This window comes from Aeromicrobium sp. Leaf291 (genome assembly GCF_001423365.1).
Lineage (GTDB): Bacteria > Actinomycetota > Actinomycetes > Propionibacteriales > Nocardioidaceae > Aeromicrobium.
The window spans coordinates 1,848,228-1,871,349 of record NZ_LMNM01000001.1 but is presented as its reverse complement, the minus strand read 5'-3'; the positions used below and the strand labels follow the sequence as shown (position 1 = coordinate 1,871,349).

Sequence of the window (23,122 nt, the reverse complement as noted above, 5' to 3'; positions counted from 1 at the left end):
GGCTCGGCTCAGCGACGCTCCTCGCGCTGCTTGCACTCCTTGCACAGCGTGGCGCGGGGGAAGGCCTGCAGACGCATCTTGCCGATCGCCTCGCCGCACACCTCGCACACGCCGTAGGTGCCCTTGCCGAGCCGGTCGAGGGCCTTCTCGGTCTGCAGCAGCAGCTCGCGCTGGTTGGCGGCCAGGGACATCTCGGCGTCACGCTCGAGGCTGTTGGAGCCGACGTCGGCCTGGTCGTTGCCGGCACCGTCGACGCCGTCCCGCAACAGGTCCTGCAGCTCCTTGGCGGAGAGGTCGAGCTCCTTGCGCAGGCGGAGGAGGTCGTCCTCCAGCTCGACGCGGATGGCCGCGGTCTCGTCGGCGGTCCACGGATCTTCGTCCGCCCGCACGGCCAGGGTGGTCTTGGGCATGGCCAGACAGTAGACCCGGCAGGTCCACCGCACAACTTCGCCCTGTGCCCCGGCTCCCCCGCCTGCGGGGTACCCTGTCAGGCACAGCGTTCGAGCCGTCATCAGCGGCGAGCTTCCGGAAGAACGGGGTCCCTCGCGGGCCCTCAGTAGAACCGGACGGGTGGCCCGTCACAGCCGTTCGACGAGTGGTCGCAGCCGGCAGGTCCGGGGGTGGCAACCGAGGTGGTACCGCGGTCCTTCCAGGGTCGTCCTCGAGCAGAGCAGACCACCGAGGAGCAGCCGCCATGACCTACCCGAAGGCTCAGACGGGCACCGACCAGCCCGCGACCGCCGTCCCCTCCACCCCTCGCTTCCCCGAGATCGAGGAGCGCGTCCTCGCGTACTGGAAGAGCGACGGCACCTTCCGGGCGAGCGTCGAGGCCCGCGACGGCGGCGCCGACGGCTCGAACGAGTTCGTCTTCTACGACGGTCCCCCGTTCGCCAACGGGCTCCCGCACTACGGCCACCTGCTGACCGGCTACGTCAAGGACGTGGTCCCGCGCTACCAGACCATGCGGGGCCGCAAGGTCGAGCGCCGGTTCGGCTGGGACACGCACGGCCTGCCCGCCGAGCTCGAGGCCATGCGCCTCAACGGCATCAAGACGACCGACGAGATCGTCGAGATGGGCATCGACCGGTTCAACGAGGCCTGCCGCGCCTCGGTGCTGAAGTACACCGGCGAGTGGGAGGAGTACGTGACCCGCCAGGCCCGGTGGGTGGACTTCGAGAACGACTACCGCACGCTCAACCCGGAGTACATGGAGTCGGTCATCTGGGCGTTCAAGCAGCTGCACGACAAGGGCCTCGTGTACGAGGACTTCCGCGTGCTGCCCTACTGCTGGAACGACGAGACGCCCCTGTCCAACCACGAGCTGCGCATGGACGACGACGTCTACCAGAACCGCCAGGACCCGGCGGTCACCGTCGGCTTCGAGATCACCGGCGACGGCCCCCTGGCCGGCGCGCGGCTGATGATCTGGACCACGACGCCCTGGACCCTGCCGAGCAACCTGGCCGTCATGGTCGGCACCGGCATCGACTACGTCGCGGTCGAGCACGAGGGCACTCGACTGGTGCTCGCCGAGGCACGCCTGGGCGCCTACGCCCGCGAGCTCGGTGACGAGCCCACCGTGGTCTGGCGCGGCGCCGGCGCCGACCTCCTCGGGCTGTCGTACACCCCGCCGTTCAGCTACTTCGTCGGTCACGAGAACGCGTTCCGCGTCGTGGCCGCCGACGACGCCGTGACCACCACCGACGGCACCGGCCTCGTGCACAGCGCCGGCGCGTTCGGCGAGGTCGACAAGGAGGTCACCGACCGCGAGGGCATCGTGGCCGTCATGCCCGTGGGCAAGGACGGCCGGTTCACCGTGCCGGTCACCGACTACGAGGGCATGCAGGTCTTCGACGCGAACCCGCACGTCATCGAGGACCTGAAGAACGGCACCGGCTCGGTCTCCCCGGGCACGATCCTGCTGCGTCGCGAGACGTACGACCACTCCTACCCGCACTGCTGGCGCTGCCGCGAGCCCCTCATCTACAAGGGCGTGGAGTCGTGGTTCGTGCAGGTCACGGCGTTTAAGGACCGCATGGTCGAGCTGAACCAGCAGATCCGTTGGGTCCCCGACCACATCCGCGACGGCCAGTTCGGCAAGTGGCTCGAGAACGCGCGCGACTGGTCGATCACGCGCAACCGCTTCTGGGGCTCCCCCGTGCCCGTGTGGAAGAGCGACGACCCCGCCTACCCGCGGCTCGACGTCTACGGCTCGTTCGAGGAGCTGGAGCGGGACTTCGGCACGCTCCCGATGAAGGACGGCGTCCCCGACCTCCACCGGCCGTACGTCGACGACCTGGTGCGCCCGAACCCCGACGACCCGACCGGCCGGTCGATGATGCGCCGCGTGCCCGACGTGCTCGACGTCTGGTTCGACTCGGGCTCCATGTCGTTCGCCCAGGTGCACTACCCGTTCGAGAACGGGGACTGGTTCGAGGACCACTTCCCCGCCGACTTCATCGTCGAGTACATCGGCCAGACGCGCGGCTGGTTCTACACGCTGCACGTTCTGGCCACGGCGCTGTTCGACCGCCCGGCGTTCGAGGCGTGCGTCAGCCACGGCATCGTGCTCGGGTCCGACGGCAACAAGATGAGCAAGTCCCTGCGCAACTACCCCGACGTCTCGGAGGTCTTCGACCGCGACGGCGCCGACGCGATGCGCTGGTTCCTCATGGCGTCGCCGATCCTGCGGGGTGGCAACCTCGTGGTCACCGAGCAGGGCATCCGCGACTGCGTCCGCCAGGTGATGATCCCGCTCTGGAACAGCTGGGCGTTCCTCGGCCTCTACGCCAACGCCGCCGGCTACGAGGGCCAGCCGCTCACGTCGGCGCCGAGCGACCCGCTCGACCGCTACGTGCTGGCCAAGCTGGGCCGGTGGGTGCGCGACATGACGACCCAGCTCGACGACTACGCGATCGCGGAGGCCTGCGAGTCGACCCGCGAGTTCCTCGACGTGCTCACGAACTGGTACATCCGACGCTCGCGGGAGCGCTTCTGGCTGGCCGACGCCGGTGCGAAGCTCACGGCCGAGCAGCGGGCGCCGTTCGACACGCTGCACACGGTCCTGGAGACCGTCTGCCGGGTGGTCGCCCCCCTGCTCCCCCTGACGACGGAGGAGATCTGGCGCGGCCTCACCGGTGGACGGTCGGTGCACCTCACCGACTGGCCCGACGCCGACGCCTACGTGCGCGACGACGCCCTCGTCGACGCGATGGACCAGGTCCGCGCCGTCTGCTCGACCGGTTCGGCGCTGCGCAAGGCCTCGGCGCTGCGTGTGCGGCTCCCGCTCGCGTCGCTCGAGGTGGCCGTGCCCGATCCCGGCGCCCTCGAGGGCTTCGAGGACGTGGTGGCCCGCGAGCTCAACGTGAAGCACGTGCGGCTGATCGCGGCCGACTCCGACGAGGCGGCCGCCCACGGACTCACGTCGCGGCTGACCGTGCACGCCCGCGCGGCCGGACCCCGGCTGGGCAAGGACGTCCAGCACGCGATCCGCGGGTCGAAGACCGACGACTGGTCGGTCGCCGACGACGGCACCGTCACGTCCGGCGGCATCGAGCTGCAGGAGGGCGAGTACACGCTCGAGCAGGTGGCCGGGTCGTCCGGTGGCACGGAGATCGCGGTGCTTCCGGGCGGCGGCTTCGTGGCGCTGGACACCACGGTGACGCCGGAGCTGGAGGCCGAGGGCCTGGCGCGCGACGTCGTGCGCGGCGTGCAGCAGGCCCGGCGCGACGCCGGCCTGTCGGTCTCCGACCGCATCACGCTCCACCTGGACGGCGACGACGCCGTGCTGGCCGCGGTCCGCACCCACGAGGCGCTCGTCGCGGGCGAGACCCTGGCGACCTCGGTCTCGCTGGGCGACCTGCCCGACGGCACGCCGATCGACGTCACCGGCGCGACCGCCCGCGTCGCGGTCACGAAGGCCTGACCCTCCCCGCGAGGGTGCGGGAGATTCCCAGGTCGACCTGGGAATCTCCCGCACCGCACGGCTTTCCCACGTCTGCACGGCTTGCTATCCGTGCTGGAGTGAGGTTCCCGTGCTGCTGCGCTGCTCCGGGCCGGTCGTTCCCTGCTGCTGCGTCGCTGGGGGTGGGGGTCGTTCCATGCTGCTGCGTCGCTGCGGGTGGGGGTCGTTCCATGCTGCTGCGTCGCTGCGGGTGGGGGTCGTTCCATGCTGCTGCGTCGCTGTGGCTGCGAGTAGACCTGCTCTCCGAAAGGCCTCGACCGGCGGTGGGGTCCGGGCTCGGGTGAGCTTTCGGAGCGTGGCTGGGGGTGACGCAAGATTCTGCGTTCGTGTGTGAGGGGGCGAAGGATGCTGCGTTCGCTACGGGATCCCGTCACCAACGCAGCATCGTTCGGACTTCAGCACACGAAGGCAGAATCTTGCGTCCGCCGGGGCGACTCGCGCGGCGGGCGGGCAGGGATTCTCCCTTCTCGTGGACCGTTCCGCGGAAAGGGAGCATCACTGCCCGTACGAGCCCTCCTCGTCGCCACGATTCTTCCTTCGCGAGGCACGATCCACACAAAGGACGAACCGTGCGCGGATCGCGCACAGATGGAGATTCGTGGCCGCGCCCCGCAGACCCAGCCGAGCCCGGACCCACCGCTGCGGTCGAGGCCCTTTCGGAGAACGACCCGCTTCGGGGTCACAGCAACGCAGCAGCACGGGAAGACCCACCACAGCAACGCAGCAGCACGGGAGGACCCACCCGGGGCGACGTGGCCGCCGGGCCCAAGCAGGAAGCGACGCGCAGCCCGACGACACCTACCCGAACGCACGAGGGCCCGCCACCGTGACGGTGGCGGGCCCTGCGTGGTGGCTGGTACTCAGAGCGAGGCGTTGCTGTCCTCGTCGCCGAGCAGCGAGCGCAGACGACGGGGCGAGCCGTCGTTCTGGTTCTGCGCCGGGGCCGGGGTGTTCTCGTTGGCCGCGAGCTGGTCGAGCTGGCTCTGGAAGTAGTTCTTGAGCCGGGCCCGGTACTCACGCTCGTAAGCCCGCAGGTGCTCGACCTCGCGCTGGAGCTCGTAGCGCTCCCGCTCGATGGCCGCGACGGCCTGCTGGCGACGCTCGTTGGTCTCGTCGTCGAGCTTCTGCGCGCGGATGCGGGCGTCGGTCTCGAGCCGGTCGGCCTTGCCGCGCGACTCGTTCGTCAGGCGCTCGGCCTTGGTGCGGGCCTCACCGACGATGCGGTCGGCCTCCTCCTTGGCCTGGTCCATCAGCTGGTCCGCGTTGTTGGACGCGATCTCCAGCAGTCGGGCCGCAGCCGAGGATGCATCACCCATGCTGTTGCGCGCGGGCGCAGCGGCCACGACGGGCGCGGGAGTGGGCTCCGGCTCGGGCTCGGGCTTCTTCTCGACGACCGGCTCCGGCTCGGGCTCGGGAGTCGGCTCGGGCTCGGGCTCGGCGGCCACGGGCTGCGGCGTCGGCTCGGGCTTGATCGCCGGGATCAGGCCGGTGGGCTCGCCGGTCGAGGCAGCGGCGACCTTGGCGCGCAGCTCCTCGTTCTCGACGGTGAGTCGCTCCAGCTCGGCTTCGACCTCGTCGAGGAACTGGTCCACCTCGCCCATGTCGTAACCCTCGCGGAGACGTACCGGAGTGAAGCGCTTGTTGCGCACGTCCTCTGGCGTCAGGGGCATGAGTTCACCTCGTGTCGTGGTTTCGTCGCAAGATCTGTGGTTCTGACCCACCGTACTCGGTCACCGTTCACTGCTGCCACACCCGTCCCAGTCGAACGGGATCCACCGGCGCGTCACTGCACCATGGTGCGGTTGACGATCGCCTGCAGGATGTAGATCACGACCAGCAGGATCATCGGCGAGAGGTCCAGCGCCGCGCCACCCAGACGGATGGGCGGAATCACGCCACGCACCACGCGCAGCGGCGGGTCGGTGACGGTGTAGATGCCCTCGCAGAGGACGGCCACGACGCCGCTGGGGCGCCAGGACCGGGCCAACAGCTGGACCCAGTCCAGGATGAACCGCGCGAGCAGCACGAGGATGCAGACGAGCAGGACGAACGAGATGACCTGCCCGATGGAGTTCAGTGCCATGTCTCCCTAGCCGTGGTTGTAGAACCCGCCCGCAGCGATGCGCTGCTTGTCCTCGTCGGTCACCTCGATGTTCTCGGGCGACAGCAGGAAGACCTTGGCGGTGACACGGTTGATCGTGCCATGCACGGCAAAGACGAGGCCGGCGGCGAAGTCGACCAGGCGCTTGGCGTCGTCGTCGTCGATCTCGGAGAGGTTCATGATGACCGGCACGCCGGACCGGTAGTGGTCGCCCACGGTGCGGGCGTCGTTGTACGTGCGCGGCGTGACCGTCTCGATGCGCGCGAGCATCGACGGCGCCGGCTCGACGGCGCGGGGCGCGCGGCGGTGCTCGTCGATCGACGCGACCTGGGCTCGACGCTCGGGGGTGCGCACGACGGCGGCGCTGCGCTCGTCGTCGCGACGGACGGCGATCGGTCCGGTGGGCTCGTCGTCGAACTCGTCGTACTCGGCCTGCTCGACCAGGCCGAGGTACTCGCCGACTTTTCGCATTGCGCCAGCCATGATGTCTCCGTGGTTTGCAGGTGAGCGGGGTGGTCGAAGTGTCGTGAACGACACTGGTGAGATTACCGGAGAGTTGCCCTCTCCCCCAGGACCGCGCGCCCGATTCGCAGGTGTGTCGCGCCCGCGGCGACGGCGTCCTCGAAGTCGCCGCTCATGCCGGCCGACACGACGTCCGCGCCCGGGTGGGTCGCGCGCACCGTGTCACCGAGCTCACGCAGCTGCTCGAACACCGGCCGCGGCGGCACGCCGAGGGGCGCGACGGTCATCAGCCCACGCAGGCTCAACCGGGGCAGCTCCGCCACCAGGCCGGCCAGGGCCGCCACGTCGGCGGGCGCCGTGCCGGAGCGGCCGGGGTCGGCGAGGTCGAAGTCGACCTGGAGCAGCACCTCGAGGTCACGCTCGGCCGCCTCGGCCCCACGGGACAGGGATCGGGCCAGCTTGGCCCGGTCGACGCTCTGCACCACGTCCGCGTAGCGCGCGACCGCCCCGGCCTTGTTGGTCTGCAGGCCCCCGACGAAGTGCAGGCGTGGCGCGGTGACGCCGTCGGCGAGGAGGTCGTCGAGCTCGGCTCGCTTGTCGCCGGCCTCGGGGTGTCGGTTCTCCCCCACGTCGGTGACACCGAGCTCGGCCAGCAGCGCGACGTCGGAGGCCGGGTAGGTCTTGGTGACCACGATCGTGGTCACCTCCTCCGGCGCACGGCCGGCAGCGGCGCACGCGGCGTGGACCCGCTCGCGCACCTCGGCCAGGTTGGCGGCCAGCTCGTCGTGACGGCTCATGGCACTCCCTCTTCCTCGATCAGTGGCGCAGGACGACGACGGCGCCCATGCGGCCTGCCCGGTCACCCTGGCGGCGGTGGGACCAGAAGCGGTCGTCCTCGATCGTGCACGCGTCGCGGCCGATGTCGTGCACGGTCACGCCGAGCGCCCGCAGCTGGGAGACCACGCCGGCTCCGACGTCGACCGCGGGTGTCCCCCACGACGTGGTGGACCGGGTGCCGGGCACGGCGGACTCGACGGCGTCGGCCATGTCCTCCGGCAGCTCGTAGCAGCGTCCGCAGGCCCGCGGGCCGACCCAGGCGTGGAGCTGCGACGGAGATTCGTCGAGGACCATCGCCTGGACCGCCGCAGGCACGACGCCGCGCACGAGACCCTCCCGACCCGCGTGCACGACGGCAGCCATCGGGCTCACGTCGCTCGCCAGGACGATCGGCGTGCAGTCGGCCACGCGCACGACGAGCGCAACGTCGACGTCGCGCGTGACGAGCGCGTCGGCCGTGGGGGCCGGCAACGACGCCCTCAGCGACTCCCGCCGCACCGACACGACGTCGGCCCCGTGCACCTGGTGCATCGACGCCACCTCGAGCCGCTCGGTCGACTCCTCACCCCGGAGCCCCTCGGCCACACGACGACGCGTGGCGACGTGCTCGGGGTCGTCCGTGCGCCCCAGGTCGGTCGAGGCATCGGTGAAGCCGATCTCGGCCCACCCCAGGTCGTCGCGGTGGAAGAACACGTCGTCGACGCTACCGCCCGCGTCCGACCTGCTCAGCGCAGGAAGTCCGGGATGTCGAGGTCGTCACCGTAGGGCACCTCGCGCGGCTCGCGGGCCGGCACGGAGCGGGGGTCGCCCGACGGCACCGGGTCGGCCTGCGTGGACGCGGAGTACTTGCCGCCGGTGTAGGTCTCGGCCGTGGGAGGAGGCGTGGCGGCCTGCTCCTGGGCACCCTGCTCCTTGAGCAGCGCCGGCTGGGAGGAGTCGCGCGACTTCGGCTCGCCGCCGTCGAACCCGGCCGCGATCACGGTCACCCGGACCTCGTCGCCCAGGGCGTCGTCGATGACGGCACCGAAGATGATGTTGGCCTCGGGGTCCACGGCGTCGGCGACCAGGCCGGCCGCCTCGTTGATCTCGAACAGGCCGAGGTCGGAGCCGCCGGCGATCGAGAGCAGGACCCCACGGGCCCCCTCGATCGACGCCTCGAGCAGCGGGCTGGAGACGGCCATCTCGGCGGCGACCGCCGCGCGCTGCTCACCGCGCGCCGAGCCGATGCCCATGAGGGCCGAGCCCGCGTCGGACATGACGGACTTGACGTCGGCGAAGTCGAGGTTGATCAGGCCCGGCGTGGTGATCAGGTCGGTGATGCCCGAGACGCCCTGGTGCAGCACCTGGTCGGCCTGGCGGAACGAGTCCAGCAGGCTCACGTTGGGGTCGCTGATCGACAGCAGCCGGTCGTTCGGGATGACGATGAGGGTGTCGACCTCCTCGCGCAGCGCCTGGATGCCGGCGTCGGCCTGCCCGGAGCGGTTGCGGCCCTCGAAGGTGAACGGGCGCGTGACGACGCCGATCGTCAGGGCACCGAGGGAGCGCGCGATGCGGGCGACGACCGGCGCACCACCGGTGCCGGTTCCGCCGCCCTCGCCCGCGGTGACGAAGACCATGTCGGCGCCCTTGATGGCCGCCTCGATCTCCTCCGCGTGGTCCTCGGCGGCGCGCTTGCCGATGTCAGGGTTGGCGCCGGCGCCGAGTCCGCGGGTCGAGTCACGGCCGACGTCGAGCTTGACGTCGGCGTCGCTCATGAGCAGCGCCTGCGCGTCGGTGTTGATCGCGATGAACTCGACGCCCTTGAGGCCGACCTCGATCATCCTGTTCACGGCGTTCACGCCGCCGCCGCCGATGCCGACGACCTTGATCACGGCGAGGTAGTTCTGGACCGCCATGTGCGATGCCTTTCAGGAGAGGTGAGCCGAGCTGTGGAGCCGGTGAGGTTGTAAGTCTTAACGTGAACGACAGGGTTATAGTTATGTCAACCTGCTGTCTGACGCTCACGCTACGCGCGACCGCGACGGCCACCTCGCAGACACGCCGCGTGTCGCCGGTTCGTTGCCGTCCGTGTCCCCTCCCGAGGCCGACGGCCGGACTTACTGGCGCGTGGTCGGCTGCTCGGGCGCGCTCACGTCGTACCCGGTCGCGTCGATCCGCAGCAGGGCCTCGAGGACCCGGACCTTCTGCTCCGGCTTGGCCGCGCTCCCCCACGTGACCGTGCGGCCCTTCGTCAGGTCCAGGGTGACGGCGTCACGGCTCGGCGCGTCGACCGACTGCACGAGCTCCATGAGGGAGGGCGCGTCGGCCCTGAGTCGGGAGACCACCGACGCCGCGGCCACGAGCGCCAGCTGGCGCTGCCGTGGTTCCGTGGCGGTCGTGGCGACCTCCACCAGTCCCTTCGGCTCCTTCGACAGGGTCCGGAAGTCCACGCCGAACCGGTCGAGGGCCCGGATCCGGCCGTCGACCCTCGTCCAGGCCACCGCTGTCCGCTCGGTGACGACCACCGTGACGGTGCGCGGCCAGCTGCGCTCGACCTCGACGTGCTCGACGCGTTCGAGCCTGGCCACGCGGGCCGCAGCGGCGGACGTGTCGACCCGCGCGAGCGGGGTACCGGGGGTCAGGTCGGCCGCGGTGCGCACCTGTTCCGGCTTCAACGTGCTGAGCCCCTCGACCTGCACGGTGCGGACACCGAGCAGGTCCGAGAACCAGATCACCCACACGAGCCCGACGACGGCGGCGACGCCCAGCACTCCCCCCAGCCAGCGCAGCAGGCGCCGACGGCGGTCCTGTCGGCGCCGGAGGGCGAACCGTTCCTCGCTCATGCTCCCGACGCCTCGCGGGTCCGCAGACCCTCGAGGATGCGCGGTCCGACCGTGGTGACGTCGCCGGCCCCGAGGGTGAGCACGAGGTCGCCGTCGCCCAGCTCGGGCAGGAGCGCCGCGTGCACCGACTCCACCGGTCCACCGGCCGACGCCGGCGGTCCGTGGACGGCGTCGACCACGAGCGCGGCCGTGACGGCGGGATCGGGATCCTCCCGCGCGAGGTACAGGTCGGCCACCACCACGCGATCGGCGGACGACAGGGCCTGCCCCATCTCGGCGCCGTAGCGACGGGTGCGGCTCACCAGGTGCGGCTGGTAGACGACGACGAGGCGACCGTCCCCGGCGAGCGACCGTGCGGCCGCCAGGTCGGCGCGGATCTCGGTGGGATGGTGCGCGTACGAGTCGTAGACCGTGACGCCGTCGACGGCGCCGAGGCGCTCCATGCGGCGTCGGGCTCCCCCGTACGTGGCCAGGCCGGCCACGAGGGCGTCGGCCGGGTGTCCGAGGCGCAGGCCGACAGCCAGGGCCAGCAGGGCGTCCTGGGCGTAGTGCGCACCGGGCACGGCCAGCTGCACCGGCAGGCCGGACAGGCCCATGCCGTCGACGAGGAAGGTGGTGGCGCCCTCGACGACACGGACGTCGCGGGCCCTCAGCTCGTCGTCGGGGTGGTCGGGGACCTGCGCCGACGGGTCGATTCCGGTGGTCACCACGTCGAGGCCGCGAGCCCGCCCGACCGCGACGAGGGCGGCGGCGCCGGGGTCGTCGGCGCCCACGACGAGCAGCTCCGCGACGGTGCCGACGAACTCGTCGAAGGCGGCGGCGTAGGCCTCCTCGGTGCCCCACGTGTCCAGGTGGTCGGCGTCGACGTTGGTCACGACGGCCACGGCGGGCTCGTAGTGCAGGAAGGCGCCGTCGCTCTCGTCGGCCTCGGCGACGAGGAGGTGTCCCGCGCCGAGCCGGGCGTTCGTGCCGAGGCTCGCGACCTCGGCGCCGATCGCGAAGGACGGCTCCGCGCCCGCGCCCACCAGGGCGCACGTCAGCATCGCGGTGGTGGTGGTCTTGCCGTGGGTGCCCGCCACGGCGACGGTCCGACGGCCGGACATCACCGAGCGCAGCCCGGCCGACCGGGGCCAGAGGCGCGCGCCGGCCGCGCGGGCGGCGACGACCTCGGGGTTGTCCTCGCGGACCGCGGTCGAGACGATCACGGTGTCGACGCCCGCCACGTGCTCGGCCGCGTGACCGACGTGCACGGTGATGCCCTCCGACCGCAGGGCCCGGACGACGTCGGTGTCGGCGGCGTCGCTGCCGCTGACCGACACCCCCTGCTGCGCCATGAGACGGGCGATCGCCGAGAGCCCGGCGCCGCCGATGCCGACCAGGTGCACGCGACCCAGCCCGTCGGGTCCGGGCACGGCGTCGGGAAAGGGGACCTTCATCGGCCCAGCTGCCGTCCGGCCGCGGCGACCACCATGCGGGCGAGGCGGACGTCGGCGTCGCGCGGCACGAGGTCGCGCGCGGCCGCCGACATCGCGGCCAGGCGCTCCGTGTCCTGCACGAGCGGGACGACCACGTGGTCGACCCACGACGGCGTCATGGCCTCGTCGTCGATCAGCAGCCCGCCCCCGGCCTGGACCACGGGGTGGGCGTTGAGCGCCTGCTCACCGTTGCCGATCGGCAGCGGGACGAACGCCGCGGGAAGGCCCACGGCCGCGACCTCGGTGACCGTGTTGGCGCCCGCGCGGCACACCACGAGGTCGGCCGCGGCGTAGGCGAGGTCGATCCGGTCGATGTACTGCTCAACCACGTAGGGCGGGGCGCCTGCCGGACGGTCGAGCACCACCTCGTCGGGACGACCCGCGGCGTGCAGCACCTGGATGCCGGCCTCGGCGAGGTCCCGCGCAGCTCCGCTGACCGCGTGGTTGATGCGTCGGGCACCCTGCGAGCCGCCCGTGACGAGGAGGGTCGGACGGTCCGGGTCGAGCCCGAAGTGCGCGCGGCCCTCCGCACGCGAGGCCGCGCGGTCGAGCCCGGAGATCTGGCGCCGGATCGGCAGGCCGACGTAGCGCCCGTGCCGCAGCGGCGTGTCGGGGAAGCTGGTGGCCACGTGCGTCGTGAAGCGCGCTCCGAGCCGGTTGGCGATGCCGGGCTTGGCGTTGCCCTCGTGCACCACCAGGGGGATGCGCATCCGTCGGGCCACGAGGTAGGCCGGCACCGACACGTAGCCGCCGAACCCCACGACCACGTGCGGCTTGACGCGCTCGAAGACGTCCTGCGTCTGGGCGACGGCGGCGCGGAGACGGCCGGGCACCCGGAGCATGGCGATCCCGGGACGTCGGGGCAGCGGCACCGGAGGCACCAGCTCGAGCGGGAACCCGGCCTCCGGGATGAGCGTGGTCTCCAGACCACGAGGGGTGCCGAGGCAGGTGACGTCCACGCCCTCGTCGCGCAGGACGGCCGCCGTGGCGAGCAGGGGCGAGGTGTGGCCGGCGGTGCCACCGCCGGCGAGCAGGGCGCGCACCGCTCATCGCCTCCTGGCTGCGTTGCGTCGGGCGCGACGGGCCTTGCTGGCGGCGAGGGCGCGCTTGGCCCCCGGCTCCGTCGTGGCGCAGCTCAGCAGGACGCCGCAGCCCACGAGGGTGACCAGCACGCTCGAGCCGCCGTAGGAGAGCAGCGGCAGCGGGATGCCGATGACCGGGAGCAGACCCAGCACCATGGCGATGTTGATCATGGCCTGGGCGGTGATCCAGACGGTGATGCCGGCCGCGGCGTAGCGAGCGAAGGGATCGCGGCTGCGCGTGGCGATCCGCACGCCCGCGACGGCGAGCAGCACGAACAGGACGAGGACGACGAGGCTGCCCAGGAGGCCGAGCTCCTCGCCGACGACGGCCAGGATGAAGTCGGTGTGCGCCTCGGGAAGGGAGCCCCACTTCTGCCGGCTGCCGCCGAGACCGACGCCGCCGAAGCCGCCCCGAGCGAACCCCATCATCGCGTGGACGGCCTGGTAGCCGTCCTTGTCCGGGTCGGCGAGCGGGTTGAGGAAGCTCAGCATGCGCGCCACGCGGTGCGGCGCGGTGGCGACGAAGAACACGCACAGGACGCCGACGAACGCCACGATCGCGCCGAGGTAGCGTCCTGGCAGTCCGGCGACCCAGAGCATGCCGACGATGACGGCGAAGAGGACGAGCGCCGTGCCGAGGTCGTTCTGCGCCACGACGAGCGCGGCACACGCTCCGGCGACGATGAGCATGGGCAGCAGGATGAGGCGCGGCGTGTCCAGGTGCTTCTGCCGGCGCGCGTAGTGGTCGGCGATCCAGAGCACGAGCGCGAGCTTGAGGAACTCCGACGGCTGCAGCCGGAAGCCCGCCGCGACCGGGATCCAGTTGGTGTTGCCGTTCACCTCCACGCCCACGCCCGGGATGAACGTGGCGAGCGTCAGGCCGATGGACACGACGAGCCCGGGCAGGATGAGCTTGCGCAGGGTCGCGAGCGGCAGCCGGGTCACGAGGTAGGCGCCGACCAGGCCCACGACGGCCAGCACGAGCTGGCGCTGCACGATCGCGAAGGAGTTCCCGTACACCTGCAGCGACAGCACGGAGCTCGCGCTGAGCACCATGATCAGGCCGAGCCCGAGCAGCAGGGCCGTGGTCCCGAGCACCAGCTGGTACGACGCGAGGGGCCGGTCGAGCAGGCGCTGGGCACCGCTCATCGGACCTCCGGCGCCTGCACCGGGGGCCGGGCGGCGATCGGTCGTGCTCATCGGCCGCTCACGTCGCTGGTCATGAGTCGCTCACGCCTCTGCTCATGAGTGCTCACGCCTCTGCTCATGAGTCGCTCACGCTCCGGGGAGCCGTCGCACCGACGCGGCGAACGCGTCGCCTCGGGCGGCGTAGTCACGGAACTGGTCCATGGACGCGCATCCGGGGGCCAGCAGCACCGAGTCACCGGGGCGGGCCATGGCTGCAGCAGCCGCGACGACGTCGTCCATGAACTCATCCTCCCCGGCCAGGACCTCCGTCACGGGCACATCCGGCGCGTGTCGGGCCAGCGCCTCGGCGACGACCGCACGGTCGGCACCGATGAGCACCACGCCGCGCAGCCGATCGGCGACGGCCTCGACGAGGTCGTCGAAGCGCGCACCCTTCGCCAGTCCCCCGGCGATCCAGACGGCCGACGGGACCCCCCGCAGCGACGCGAGCGCGGCGTGCGGGTTGGTCGCCTTGGAGTCGTCGACGTAGCGGACGCCGCCGATCTCGGCCACCAGCTCGGAGCGGTGCGGCCCGGGCCGGAAGTCACGCAGCCCGTCGCGCACGGCGCGGGCCTCGACGCCGTGGGCGCGGGCCAGGGCGGCTGCCGCGAGGGCGTTGGCCACGGTGTGGGGTGCGTCGTCGGGCAGGTCGCTCACCGAGCCCAGCTCGGCGGCGCTGGTCTGACGGTCGGGCGCGAAGGCACGGTCCGCGAGCAGGCCGTCGACCACGCCGAGCATGCCGGGAGCGGGGACCCCGAGCGTGAACCCGATGGCGCGGGCGCCGTCCTGCACGTCGGCGTCGCGGACCAGCTGCTCGGTGGTGGGGTCCTCGACCGCGTACACGCACGCCTTCTCGACGTTCTCGTAGACGCGGCCCTTGGCGCGGGCGTACTCGTCCAGCGAGCCGTGCCAGTCGAGGTGGTCGTCGGCGACGTTGAGCACCGCGGCGGCCTCGGCCGCGATCGAGTCGCTCCAGTGCAGCTGGAAGCTCGACAGCTCGACCGCCAGCACGTCCAGCGGCTCGGGGTCCATGACCGCCTCGAGCACCGGGCGGCCGACGTTGCCCACCGCGGCGCTGCGCAGGCCCGCCGCACGCAGGATCGAGTCGAGCATCTGGACGGTGGTGGTCTTGCCGTTGGTCCCGGTGACGCACAGCCAGGGCGGCGCGTCGGCGGCCCGCAGCCGCCAGGCCAGCTCGACCTCGCCCCACACCGGGAGGCCACGGTCGGCGGCCGCCCGCAGGACCGGCGCCTCCGGACGCCAGCCGGGCGAGGTGACGACCAGGTCGACGTCGTCGGGCAGCTCGGCCGTGCTGCCAGCACGCAGTCGCAGGTCGACCCCCAGCGTGTCCAGCAGCGTGGCCCGCTCCTCGTGGGCCGAGCCGGCGGCGGGCGCGCTCTCGTCGAGCACGACCACGTGGGCACCGAGGTGCTGCAGGGTGTCGGCGGCGGCGAACCCGCTCACGCCGAAGCCGGTGACCACGGCGCGCACGGCGGACCAGTCGTCGTCGCGGCCGAGGGACCCGACGTCGGAACGCTCCGCGGCACTCATGCGACCACGTCCGTGGTGGGTGCCGCGCTCACAGGCGGGCGAGCCATTCCCAGTAGAAGACGCCGAGCCCGGCCGCGACGCAGAGGCCGCTGATGATCCAGAAGCGGACCACGATGGTGATCTCGGCCCAGCCGAGCAGCTCGAAGTGGTGCTGCAGCGGTGCCATGCGGAAGATCCGCTTGCCGCCGGTGGCCTTGAAGTAGGCCACCTGGAGGATGACCGACGCGGTGATGGCGACGAACAGGCCGCCGATGATCACGAGCAGCAGCTCGGTGCGGGTCATGAGGGCGAAGCCGGCCATCGCGCCGCCGAGCGACAGCGAGCCGGTGTCGCCCATGAAGATCTTGGCCGGGGAGGCGTTCCACCACAGGAAGCCGAAGCAGGCGCCCGTGATGGCGGCCGCCACGACGGCGAGGTCGAGGGGGTCCCGCACCTCGTAGCAGCCGAGGACGTCCTCCGTCGCGCAGCTCTGGTTGTACTGCCAGACGTTGATGATGATGAAGGCGCCGAAGACCATGACGGAGGCACCGGTCGCGAGACCGTCGAGGCCGTCGGTCAGGTTCACGCCGTTGCTCGCCCCGGCGATCATGAGCAGCACCCACACGACGAGCAGCACGGTGGGCAGCTGGGTCCCCGGGATGTCCCTCGTGAACGAGATGGCGTGCGAGATGGGGGTGCGGCCGTTCTCGTCCTCCCAGCCGATGGCGAGGATCGCGAAGACCAGGCCCACGAGCACCTGGCCGATCATCTTGGCCTTGCTGCGCAGCCCGAGGCTGCGCTGCTTGGAGATCTTGATGTAGTCGTCGAGGAAGCCGATGAGGCCGAGTCCGGCGAAGAGGAACAGCAGCAGGATCGCCGACGCGCTCGGCGCGTAGCCGGTCACGAGCTTCGCGACGGCGTAGGCGACGAGCGACGCGAGGATGATCACCGTGCCGCCCATCGTGGGCGTGCCGCGCTTGACGTGGTGCGACGTCGGTCCGTCGTCGCGGATCAGCTGGCCGTAGCCCTTCTTGACGAGCACCCGGATGGCCACACGGGTGCCCAGGAGGGTGCCGACGAGGGCGAGGGCTGCGGCGATCAGGACGGCGAGCATGGGGGCGGGATCCTCTCGGCGGTTCGGGGGGTGGGGGGACGTGGGCGGGCTCAGGGTCGTGCACGAGTATGCCGGTCAGGCGTCGAGGAGTCCTGCCGTGACGCGCTCGAGGCGCGCTCCCCTCGATGCTTTCACGAGCACGACGTCTCCCGGCTCGAGCCACGCGCGGAGTGTGGTGAGCGCCACGTCGACGTCGGGCACCTCGCGGGCCTGCGCACCGGCGCCCTCGGCGACCCCGCGGGCCCCCTGGCCGACGGCCAGCACGAGGTCGAGGCCGGCGTCGGCCGCCGCACGGCCGACCTCGACGTGCCGGAGGTGGGCCTCGGCGCCGAGCTCGAGCATCTCCCCCAGGACCGCGACCCTGCGCGTGGCGTCGATCGTCCGCAGCGTCTCGATCGCGGCGACCACCGACTCGGGGTTGGCGTTGTAGGAGTCGTCGAGCACGACGACGCCGTCGGACCGCTCGAGCCGCTGGAGCCGCTGGGCGCTGGCGGAGCGGTAGTCCGAGAGCACCTGCTCGTCGACCCGCTGGTCGAGGGCAGCGGCGACCGCAACGGCGGCCGCGAGGTTGAGGCCCTGGTGGGCACCGGGCAGCGGCACGTGGGTCGTCCAGCGTCGGCCTGCCCGTGAGAGCGTCACGTCCGGCTCGCCGCGCCCGTCGACGTGGACGTCGTCCAGGCGCACGTCGTCGGGGCCGTCGGCGGTCCGGCCGAACCGCACCACGGCGGCACCGGCCGGCACGCGCGCCGCCATGGCGGCGACCCGCGCGTCGTCGGCGTTGAGCACCGCGACGCCATCGGGCTGCAGACCCTCCACGATCTCGCCCTTGGCCACGGCGATGTTGTCGACCGACCCGAACTCGCCCACGTGCGCACTGCCCACGTTCAGCACGACCGCCACGTCCGGCGGCGCGATGCCGCACAGCCGGGCGACGTGCCCGACCCCACGGGCGCCCATCTCGACCACCAGGTAGCGGGTGTCGTGGTCGGCCCGCAGGACCGTGATCGGGACGCCGAGCTCGTTGTTGTAGTTGCCGGCCGTCGCCACGGTCGGGCCCGCGCGACCCAGCAGGTGGGCGACGAGGTCCTTCACGCTGGTCTTGCCCTGCGACCCGGTGATCGCGACGACCTCGGCGTCGATCTCGTCGGCCACGTGGCGCGCCAGACGTCCGAGCGCGACCGTGACGTCGTCGACCACGACGGTCGGTGCCTCGACCGGCCGGGACCCGAGGACCGCGACCGCTCCCCCGTCGAGCGCGGACTGGACGAAGTCGTGGCCGTCGACGTGCTCGCCGGCCAGGGCGACGAAGAGGCCGCCGCCCTCGACCGCACGCGAGTCGAGGGTGGCCGGACCGGTGACCACCACGTCGCCGTCGCCGTGCACCACGCCGTCGACCACCTGGGCCACCGCGGAGAGGCTCATCGGGATCATGCGTGCTCCTCGATGAGGGCACGCAGCACGTCCCGGTCGTCGAACGGGTGGACCACGTCGCCGACCTCCTGGCCCTGCTCGTGTCCCTTGCCCGCCACCACGACGGTGTCGCCGAGCTCGGCGACGGACACGGCGTGGGCGATCGCGTCGCGACGTCCCGGAACCTCGACGACCTCGGCAGCGCCACCGGAGGCTCCGGAGAGCACGGCACGGCGGATCGCGGCAGGGTCCTCGGTGCGGGGGTTGTCGTCGGTGACCACCACGAGGTCGGCGTAGCGGGCCGCGACCTCGCCCATGAGCGGCCGCTTGCCGTGGTCGCGGTCGCCGCCGGCGCCGATCACGACGACGAGCCGGCCTGCGGTGACCGGCCGAAGGGCCGTCAGGACCGCCTCGACGGCGTCGGGTTTGTGCGCGTAGTCGACGACGGCCGTGAAGCTCTGGCCGGCCTCGACCCGCTCCATGCGGCCGGGGACGCCCCGGCTGGTCTCGATGCCGGCGACGAGCGCGGCCGGGTCGTGGCCCACCGTCGCGAGCGACGAGATGACCGCGAGGGCGTTCGCGACGTTGAACACGCCGGGCAGGGGGACGTGCAGCTCCAGCTCCAGGCCGTCGGGGCCGAGGACCTCCAGGTCCGTCCCGAGGCGGTGCGGGCGCACGTTGGCCGCGCGCCAGTCGGCGACCCGTCCCTCCGTCGAGAAGGTCGTGACCGGCAGGGAGGTCAGCTCGACGAGGCGTCGGCCGTGCTCGTCGTCGACGTTCACGACGGCGCGCCGGGCGTGCTCGGGGGTGAACAGGCTCGCCTTGGCCGCGAAGTACTCGTCGAGGTCGCGGTGGAAGTCGAGGTGGTCACGTCCGAGGTTGAGGAACGTGGCGACGTCGAAGGCGAAGCCGTCGACGCGACCCTGCACGAGGGCGTGGCTGGAGACCTCCATCGCGCAGAGCTCGACCTGCTCCTCGCGCATCACCGCGAAGAGCGCCTGGAGGTCCGGCGCCTCGGGGGTCGTCAGCGCCGAGTCGGCCGCGATCCCCCGCACCCGGGTCCCGATGGTGCCGACGACCGCGCTGCGGGCGGCGCCGACGGCCGACTCGGCCAGGTAGGTGCTGGTGGTCTTGCCCTGCGTGCCGGTGATGCCGAGGGTCGTGAACGCCGTGGTCGGGTGGTCGTGGAACCAGGCGCTGAGCTCGGCGAGTCGCGACCGGGGTCCGTCCACGACGATCGTGGGCAGCGTGGAGAGGCGGGACGCGCCCTCGGCGTCGGTCAGGACGGCGACCGCACCTGCCGTCTCGGCGGAGTCGACGAAGTCGGCCCCGTGCGCGCGGCCGCCGGGCAGGGCCGCGTAGAGGTCGCCGGGCCGCACCGTGCGCGTGCTGAGCGTGATGCCCGTGACCGCCGTGGCGTCCGCGGGCGTCCCGGGCCCCGGCACGCTGAGGTGGTCGGCCACGTCCGCGAGGGTGAGCGCCCGAACCTCCCTGGGCCGGGTCCGCATGATCGCCGTGGAGCCGTCGGAGTCCGTCACGATTCCAACGTAGCGAGTCCCCGCCATCTCCTCACCCCGCCCCGGAACCCGTTCCACCCCCACCGTGCGGTAGCCGCCGCCACCAGCAAGCGAGCACCCGCGAGCCAGGAACCCACCACCAACGGCAAGCGAGCGCCAGCGAGCGAAGCCGAGGCGGGCAGCGGTGACCGAGCGCCAGCGAGGGAGCCGCAACCGAGCACGAGGAGGAACGACGAGTGCGCCCCGCCTACCATTCCTGCTCGACCTTCGGGGACTTCGACCCGGTCGGCGTGACGCCGAAGCGCTCGAGGGCCATCGACATGATGTCGTGGAAGACCGGGGCGGCGGTGGAGCCACCGCCGGCGTTGCTGAAGGGCTTGTCGAGGACGACGTAGGTGACGAACCGGGGCTCGTCGGCCGGGGCGAAGCCGATGAAGGAGACGGTGTTCTGCCCGCGCACGTAGCGTCCCGTGACGGGGTTGACGCGCCAGGCGGTGCCCGTCTTGCCCGCGACGCGGTAGCCGGGGATCTGCGCGGCGGGGGCGGTGCCGTCGTCGGCCGTGACGGCCTCCATCATGCGGGTGACCTGGGCGGCAGCCTTCTTGGAGACCACCCGTCGGGTGGGCGTCTCCCGCGACTTGGTGGTGGTGCCCTCCTGGTCCACGTACCCGCTGACGACCGACGGGTCGACCATGACGCCTCCGTTGGCGATGGCGCCGACGGCTCGCACCACCTGCAGCGCGGTGACCGAGATGCCCTGGCCGAACGAGATCGTGGCGTGGTTGGCCTTGGTCCACTCGGCGGCCGGCTTGAGGATGCCCTTGGACTCGCCCGGCAGCTCCACGCCGGAGCCGACGCCGAAGCCGAACTTCCGGAAGTAGTCGTGCATGGTCTGGTTGTTCATCTGCTGGGCCGCGACGATCGTGCCGAGGTTGGACGACTTCGCGATGACGCCGGCCGCGGTCAGGTTGATCGTGCCGTGCTTCCAGTAGTCGCCGATCGGGTACTTGTCGATCGTCATGCTGCCGGGGACCTTGATCTGGGTCTCGGGCGTGATCTTGCCCTGGTCGGCCAGCGCCGCCATGGTGACGGTCTTCAGCACCGAGCCCGGCTCGTACACGGTCTGGACGAAGCGCGAGACGGTGTTCCCGTCGTTGCGGGTCGAGGGCGTCTCGGGGTCGAAGGTCGGCGCCTGGGAGAGCTGGACGACCTGTCCGGTCCGCACGTCCATGGTGATGGCGAGTCCCCAGTCCGAGCTCGACGAGCGCACGGCGTCGGCCAGCCGCTGGTCGGCGTACCACTGAAGGTCCCGGTCGATCGTGGTCTTGACGTCCTGGCCGGGCTCCATCTCGACGACGGTGCTGTCGGCCATGGGGATGCGCTGACCGCTCGGTGACACCTCGTAGGTGGCCGAGCCGTCCTTGCCGGTGAGCAGGTCGTCGTACTGCCGCTCGATGCCCTGGACGCCGACCGGCTTGTCGGACTCCTTGGTCTGGCTCATGTAGCCGACGAGGTTCGCGGCCAGCTTCCCTCCCGGGTAGCTGCGCAGCGTCACGCTCTCGCCGAACACGCCGGTCAGTCCGGCCTTGCGGACGGCCTTCAACGCCTTGTCGGCCTTGGCCGCGGGCAGGTTCTTCTCGAGGACCACGTACTGGGTCTTCGGGGTGCGCAGCTTCTCGATGGTCTCGAAGTAGTCGATCCGGTCCTCGCCGAGCGAGGTCACGAGGATGCGGGCGATCTTGGGTGCCTTGTCCGCCGTCATCGTCGGGTCGGCGGTGAGGGTCAGACCGTCCACGCTCGTGGCGATCACCTCGCCGTTGCGGTCGAGGATGTCGCCGCGCGGGGCCGGGATGGTCGTCGTGTGCGTCCCGGCCTGGCGCGCCATGGCCGCGTAGGCCTGGGCGTCGAGCCCCTGGATCCAGAACAGCCGGACGCCGAAGAGGCAGAACAGCGTCACCACCAGGACGAGGCTGATGCGCAGCCGGGAGCGGGTCAGTCGTTGGCGCTTCATCGGTCCACCCTCGTCACGTTGCTGCGCGGTTCCGCCGGCTCCGGGTCACCGATGACCTCGCCGTCGCTGGGCCGCAGGAAGGCCGGGTTGGCGTTGGGCACCATCCCGAGGCGGATGGCTCGCTCGGCGAGCGCGGCCGGCGCCTGGAGGCGGTCGACCTCGCGGCGCAGCTCCTGCTGCTGGACGCCCAGGGCGTCGGCGCGGGTCGACAGTCGGGCGATCTCGAAGGCCTGGGCCTGCAGGACCGTGCTCAGCAGGATCAGACCCACGAGTCCCGCACCCAGCACCGTCAGGACGACGACCACGAAGGGGGCCCGGCTCGCGCGGCTGCGCACGGGCGCGACGAGACGCAACGGCAGGCTCGTGGGTTGAGCCTGCCGGGTGGTCCTCTGGCGCGGACGTGCCGCGTGCATCGTGCTCATGCCGTTCCCTCCCCCTTCGCCACGTCGTGTCCTCTCATGCCGCGGTCCGTTCCACGGCCCGCAGCCGCACCGAGCGGGCACGCGGGTTCTCCGCGGACTCCGCGTCGCTCGCCTGCTCGGCACCCCGTGTGAGCTGACGGAACCGCGGCTCCAGCTCGGCGGGGACGACGGGCAGGCCGTGCGGGACCTTGAGGGTGGTGACCTCGGCCAGGGCCCGCTTGGTGATGCGGTCCTCGAGCGAGTGGTAGGCCAGCACGACGACCCGGCCACCGACGGTGAGCGCGTCGAGGGCGGCCGGCAGGGCCCGGGCGTAGACCGCGAGCTCGTCGTTGACCTCGATGCGCAGCGCCTGGAAGGTGCGCTTGGCGGGGTGGCCGCCGGTGCGTCGCGCCGCGGCGGGGATGCTGTCGCGGACGAGGTCGACCAGGCGAGCGCTGCGCGTGAACGGCTCGGTGTCCCGGGCGGCGACGACGGCCTCGGCGATGCGCTTGGCGAACTTCTCCTCGCCGTGGACCCTCAGCACCCGGGCGAGCCGGTCCGCGGGATAGGTGTTCAGGATGTCGGCGGCCGTCATGCCCACGCCCGGCGTCATCCGCATGTCGAGAGGCGCGTCCTGCGCGTAGGCGAAGCCGCGATCGGCGAGGTCGAGCTGCATCGACGAGACTCCGAGGTCGAAGAGCACGCCGTCGACGTGGCGCAGGCCGGCGTCGGCGAGCACCTCGGGCAGCTCGTCGTACACCGCGTGCGCGTAGGTGACCCGGTCCTCGAACTCCGCGAGACGGGCGCGAGCGCGGCTGAGCGCCTCGGTGTCGCGGTCGACCCCGACGATCCGCAGGTGCTCGAAGCGGCGCAGCATCGCCTCGGTGTGCCCGCCGAGGCCCAGCGTCGCGTCGACGACGACCGGGGTCCGTCCGCCCGAGCCCGTCGTGGCGTCCGACTCGATGGCCGGGGCCAGCAGGTCGAGCACGCGGTCGAGCAGGACGGGGACGTGGCGGGCGTCGGGCCCGCCGGGCTCCTCGGTCGTCACGAGGCGCCTGCCGTCAGCGCGACCACGACGCCCAGCACCACGGCGATCGCCACGGACACGCCGGCGGAGAAGGCCATGAGCACAGCGGCGTCGGCGACCTCGTGGCGGACACGGCGTCGTTGGTTCATGGCACCTCCTCGGGCGCTCGAGGGTCGGGGTG

General features: G+C 72.1%; 20 protein-coding genes. 1 reads left to right on the top strand and 19 read right to left on the bottom strand.

What is annotated here, in order from left to right; translation table 11 throughout:
* Positions 1 to 8 precede the first annotated feature (8 nt).
* Complete coding sequence (locus tag ASF35_RS09280) at positions 9 to 410, bottom strand: TraR/DksA C4-type zinc finger protein (RefSeq protein ID WP_055965777.1); 402 nt, start codon at positions 408 to 410, stop codon at positions 9 to 11.
* A gap of 284 nt (positions 411 to 694) precedes the next feature.
* On the opposite strand from ASF35_RS09280, the gene ileS reads away from it, so the two are divergent.
* A complete protein-coding gene (gene ileS, locus ASF35_RS09275) occupies positions 695 to 3,925 on the top strand; it encodes an isoleucine--tRNA ligase (RefSeq protein WP_055965775.1) in 3,231 nt (1,076 codons plus the stop codon).
* A gap of 899 nt (positions 3,926 to 4,824) precedes the next feature.
* Here ileS and ASF35_RS09270 read toward each other — a convergent pair.
* From ASF35_RS09270 to ASF35_RS18515, 18 genes are all read right to left on the bottom strand, one after another.
* Positions 4,825 to 5,634, bottom strand: a complete 810-nt coding sequence (locus ASF35_RS09270; RefSeq protein ID WP_055965773.1) for a DivIVA domain-containing protein — start codon at positions 5,632 to 5,634, stop codon at positions 4,825 to 4,827.
* Positions 5,635 to 5,747: 113 nt separating this feature from the next.
* Entirely contained in the window at positions 5,748 to 6,047 is a 300-nt protein-coding gene (locus ASF35_RS09265; RefSeq protein WP_055965771.1) for a YggT family protein, read from the bottom strand.
* Between the two features lie 6 nt (positions 6,048 to 6,053).
* A complete protein-coding gene (locus ASF35_RS09260; RefSeq protein ID WP_055965768.1) occupies positions 6,054 to 6,548 on the bottom strand; it encodes a cell division protein SepF in 495 nt (164 codons plus the stop codon).
* A 62-nt stretch (positions 6,549 to 6,610) separates the two neighbouring features.
* Positions 6,611 to 7,324: a YggS family pyridoxal phosphate-dependent enzyme gene (locus tag ASF35_RS09255; protein WP_055965766.1), complete on the bottom strand. Its 714-nt coding sequence runs from the start codon at positions 7,322 to 7,324 to the stop codon at positions 6,611 to 6,613.
* A gap of 19 nt (positions 7,325 to 7,343) precedes the next feature.
* The gene (locus ASF35_RS09250) at positions 7,344 to 8,057 is read right to left on the bottom strand and encodes a polyphenol oxidase family protein (protein WP_055965764.1); all 714 of its coding nucleotides are present in this window, start codon (positions 8,055 to 8,057) and stop codon (positions 7,344 to 7,346) included.
* A 32-nt stretch (positions 8,058 to 8,089) separates the two neighbouring features.
* Positions 8,090 to 9,259 (bottom strand): cell division protein FtsZ, encoded by a 1,170-nt coding sequence (gene ftsZ, locus ASF35_RS09245; RefSeq protein WP_055965763.1) that lies wholly within the window; start codon positions 9,257 to 9,259, stop codon positions 8,090 to 8,092.
* Between the two features lie 201 nt (positions 9,260 to 9,460).
* Complete coding sequence (locus ASF35_RS09240; protein WP_056555621.1) at positions 9,461 to 10,186, bottom strand: cell division protein FtsQ/DivIB; 726 nt, start codon at positions 10,184 to 10,186, stop codon at positions 9,461 to 9,463.
* A complete protein-coding gene (murC, locus tag ASF35_RS09235; protein ID WP_055965758.1) occupies positions 10,183 to 11,622 on the bottom strand; it encodes a UDP-N-acetylmuramate--L-alanine ligase in 1,440 nt (479 codons plus the stop codon). The genes ASF35_RS09240 and murC overlap by 4 nt, the downstream gene beginning before the upstream one ends.
* Positions 11,619 to 12,704, bottom strand: a complete 1,086-nt coding sequence (gene murG, locus ASF35_RS09230; RefSeq protein ID WP_055965757.1) for an undecaprenyldiphospho-muramoylpentapeptide beta-N-acetylglucosaminyltransferase — start codon at positions 12,702 to 12,704, stop codon at positions 11,619 to 11,621. Before murG ends, murC begins: the two co-directional genes overlap by 4 nt.
* 3 nt (positions 12,705 to 12,707) lie before the next feature.
* The gene (gene ftsW, locus ASF35_RS09225; RefSeq protein ID WP_235493021.1) at positions 12,708 to 13,892 is read right to left on the bottom strand and encodes a putative lipid II flippase FtsW; all 1,185 of its coding nucleotides are present in this window, start codon (positions 13,890 to 13,892) and stop codon (positions 12,708 to 12,710) included.
* 126 nt (positions 13,893 to 14,018) lie between these two features.
* The gene (gene murD / locus ASF35_RS09220; RefSeq protein ID WP_055965753.1) at positions 14,019 to 15,482 is read right to left on the bottom strand and encodes a UDP-N-acetylmuramoyl-L-alanine--D-glutamate ligase; all 1,464 of its coding nucleotides are present in this window, start codon (positions 15,480 to 15,482) and stop codon (positions 14,019 to 14,021) included.
* 28 nt (positions 15,483 to 15,510) lie between these two features.
* A complete protein-coding gene (gene mraY, locus ASF35_RS09215; protein ID WP_055965751.1) occupies positions 15,511 to 16,575 on the bottom strand; it encodes a phospho-N-acetylmuramoyl-pentapeptide-transferase in 1,065 nt (354 codons plus the stop codon).
* Between the two features lie 75 nt (positions 16,576 to 16,650).
* Positions 16,651 to 18,006 (bottom strand): UDP-N-acetylmuramoyl-tripeptide--D-alanyl-D-alanine ligase, encoded by a 1,356-nt coding sequence (gene murF / locus ASF35_RS09210; RefSeq protein ID WP_055965749.1) that lies wholly within the window; start codon positions 18,004 to 18,006, stop codon positions 16,651 to 16,653.
* Positions 18,003 to 19,493 carry a UDP-N-acetylmuramoyl-L-alanyl-D-glutamate--2,6-diaminopimelate ligase gene (locus ASF35_RS09205; RefSeq protein WP_055966491.1) on the bottom strand — a complete coding sequence of 497 codons (1,491 nt, stop codon included), beginning with the start codon at positions 19,491 to 19,493 and terminating at the stop codon, positions 18,003 to 18,005. The genes murF and ASF35_RS09205 overlap by 4 nt, the downstream gene beginning before the upstream one ends.
* Positions 19,494 to 19,749: 256 nt before the next feature.
* Positions 19,750 to 21,513 carry a penicillin-binding protein 2 gene (locus ASF35_RS09200; RefSeq protein ID WP_055965747.1) on the bottom strand — a complete coding sequence of 588 codons (1,764 nt, stop codon included), beginning with the start codon at positions 21,511 to 21,513 and terminating at the stop codon, positions 19,750 to 19,752.
* Positions 21,510 to 21,935: a hypothetical protein gene (locus ASF35_RS09195; RefSeq protein ID WP_055965744.1), complete on the bottom strand. Its 426-nt coding sequence runs from the start codon at positions 21,933 to 21,935 to the stop codon at positions 21,510 to 21,512. The genes ASF35_RS09200 and ASF35_RS09195 overlap by 4 nt, the downstream gene beginning before the upstream one ends.
* Before the next feature lie 34 nt (positions 21,936 to 21,969).
* Positions 21,970 to 22,962, bottom strand: coding sequence for a 16S rRNA (cytosine(1402)-N(4))-methyltransferase RsmH (gene rsmH, locus ASF35_RS09190; RefSeq protein ID WP_055965742.1), 993 nt, complete (start codon positions 22,960 to 22,962; stop codon positions 21,970 to 21,972).
* Positions 22,959 to 23,090 (bottom strand): hypothetical protein, encoded by a 132-nt coding sequence (locus ASF35_RS18515; protein ID WP_255353829.1) that lies wholly within the window; start codon positions 23,088 to 23,090, stop codon positions 22,959 to 22,961. Before ASF35_RS18515 ends, rsmH begins: the two co-directional genes overlap by 4 nt.
* Positions 23,091 to 23,122: the final 32 nt, after the last annotated feature.

Coding starts and splice junctions, on each gene's coding strand:
- ileS (WP_055965775.1), top strand. CDS start 695: ATGACCTACCCGAAGGCTCAGACGGGCACCGACCAGCCCGCGACCGCC.
- ASF35_RS09205 (WP_055966491.1), bottom strand. CDS start 19,493: ATGCGGACCCGGCCCAGGGAGGTTCGGGCGCTCACCCTCGCGGACGTG.
- ASF35_RS09200 (WP_055965747.1), bottom strand. CDS start 21,513: ATGAAGCGCCAACGACTGACCCGCTCCCGGCTGCGCATCAGCCTCGTC.
- ASF35_RS09280 (WP_055965777.1), bottom strand. CDS start 410: ATGCCCAAGACCACCCTGGCCGTGCGGGCGGACGAAGATCCGTGGACC.
- murD (WP_055965753.1), bottom strand. CDS start 15,482: ATGAGTGCCGCGGAGCGTTCCGACGTCGGGTCCCTCGGCCGCGACGAC.
- mraY (WP_055965751.1), bottom strand. CDS start 16,575: ATGCTCGCCGTCCTGATCGCCGCAGCCCTCGCCCTCGTCGGCACCCTC.
- ftsW (WP_235493021.1), bottom strand. CDS start 13,892: ATGAGCGGTGCCCAGCGCCTGCTCGACCGGCCCCTCGCGTCGTACCAG.
- ASF35_RS09260 (WP_055965768.1), bottom strand. CDS start 6,548: ATGGCTGGCGCAATGCGAAAAGTCGGCGAGTACCTCGGCCTGGTCGAG.
- murF (WP_055965749.1), bottom strand. CDS start 18,006: ATGATCCCGATGAGCCTCTCCGCGGTGGCCCAGGTGGTCGACGGCGTG.
- ftsZ (WP_055965763.1), bottom strand. CDS start 9,259: ATGGCGGTCCAGAACTACCTCGCCGTGATCAAGGTCGTCGGCATCGGC.
- ASF35_RS09270 (WP_055965773.1), bottom strand. CDS start 5,634: ATGCCCCTGACGCCAGAGGACGTGCGCAACAAGCGCTTCACTCCGGTA.
- ASF35_RS09265 (WP_055965771.1), bottom strand. CDS start 6,047: ATGGCACTGAACTCCATCGGGCAGGTCATCTCGTTCGTCCTGCTCGTC.
- ASF35_RS18515 (WP_255353829.1), bottom strand. CDS start 23,090: ATGAACCAACGACGCCGTGTCCGCCACGAGGTCGCCGACGCCGCTGTG.
- murC (WP_055965758.1), bottom strand. CDS start 11,622: ATGAAGGTCCCCTTTCCCGACGCCGTGCCCGGACCCGACGGGCTGGGT.
- ASF35_RS09255 (WP_055965766.1), bottom strand. CDS start 7,324: ATGAGCCGTCACGACGAGCTGGCCGCCAACCTGGCCGAGGTGCGCGAG.
- ASF35_RS09240 (WP_056555621.1), bottom strand. CDS start 10,186: ATGAGCGAGGAACGGTTCGCCCTCCGGCGCCGACAGGACCGCCGTCGG.
- ASF35_RS09195 (WP_055965744.1), bottom strand. CDS start 21,935: ATGAGCACGATGCACGCGGCACGTCCGCGCCAGAGGACCACCCGGCAG.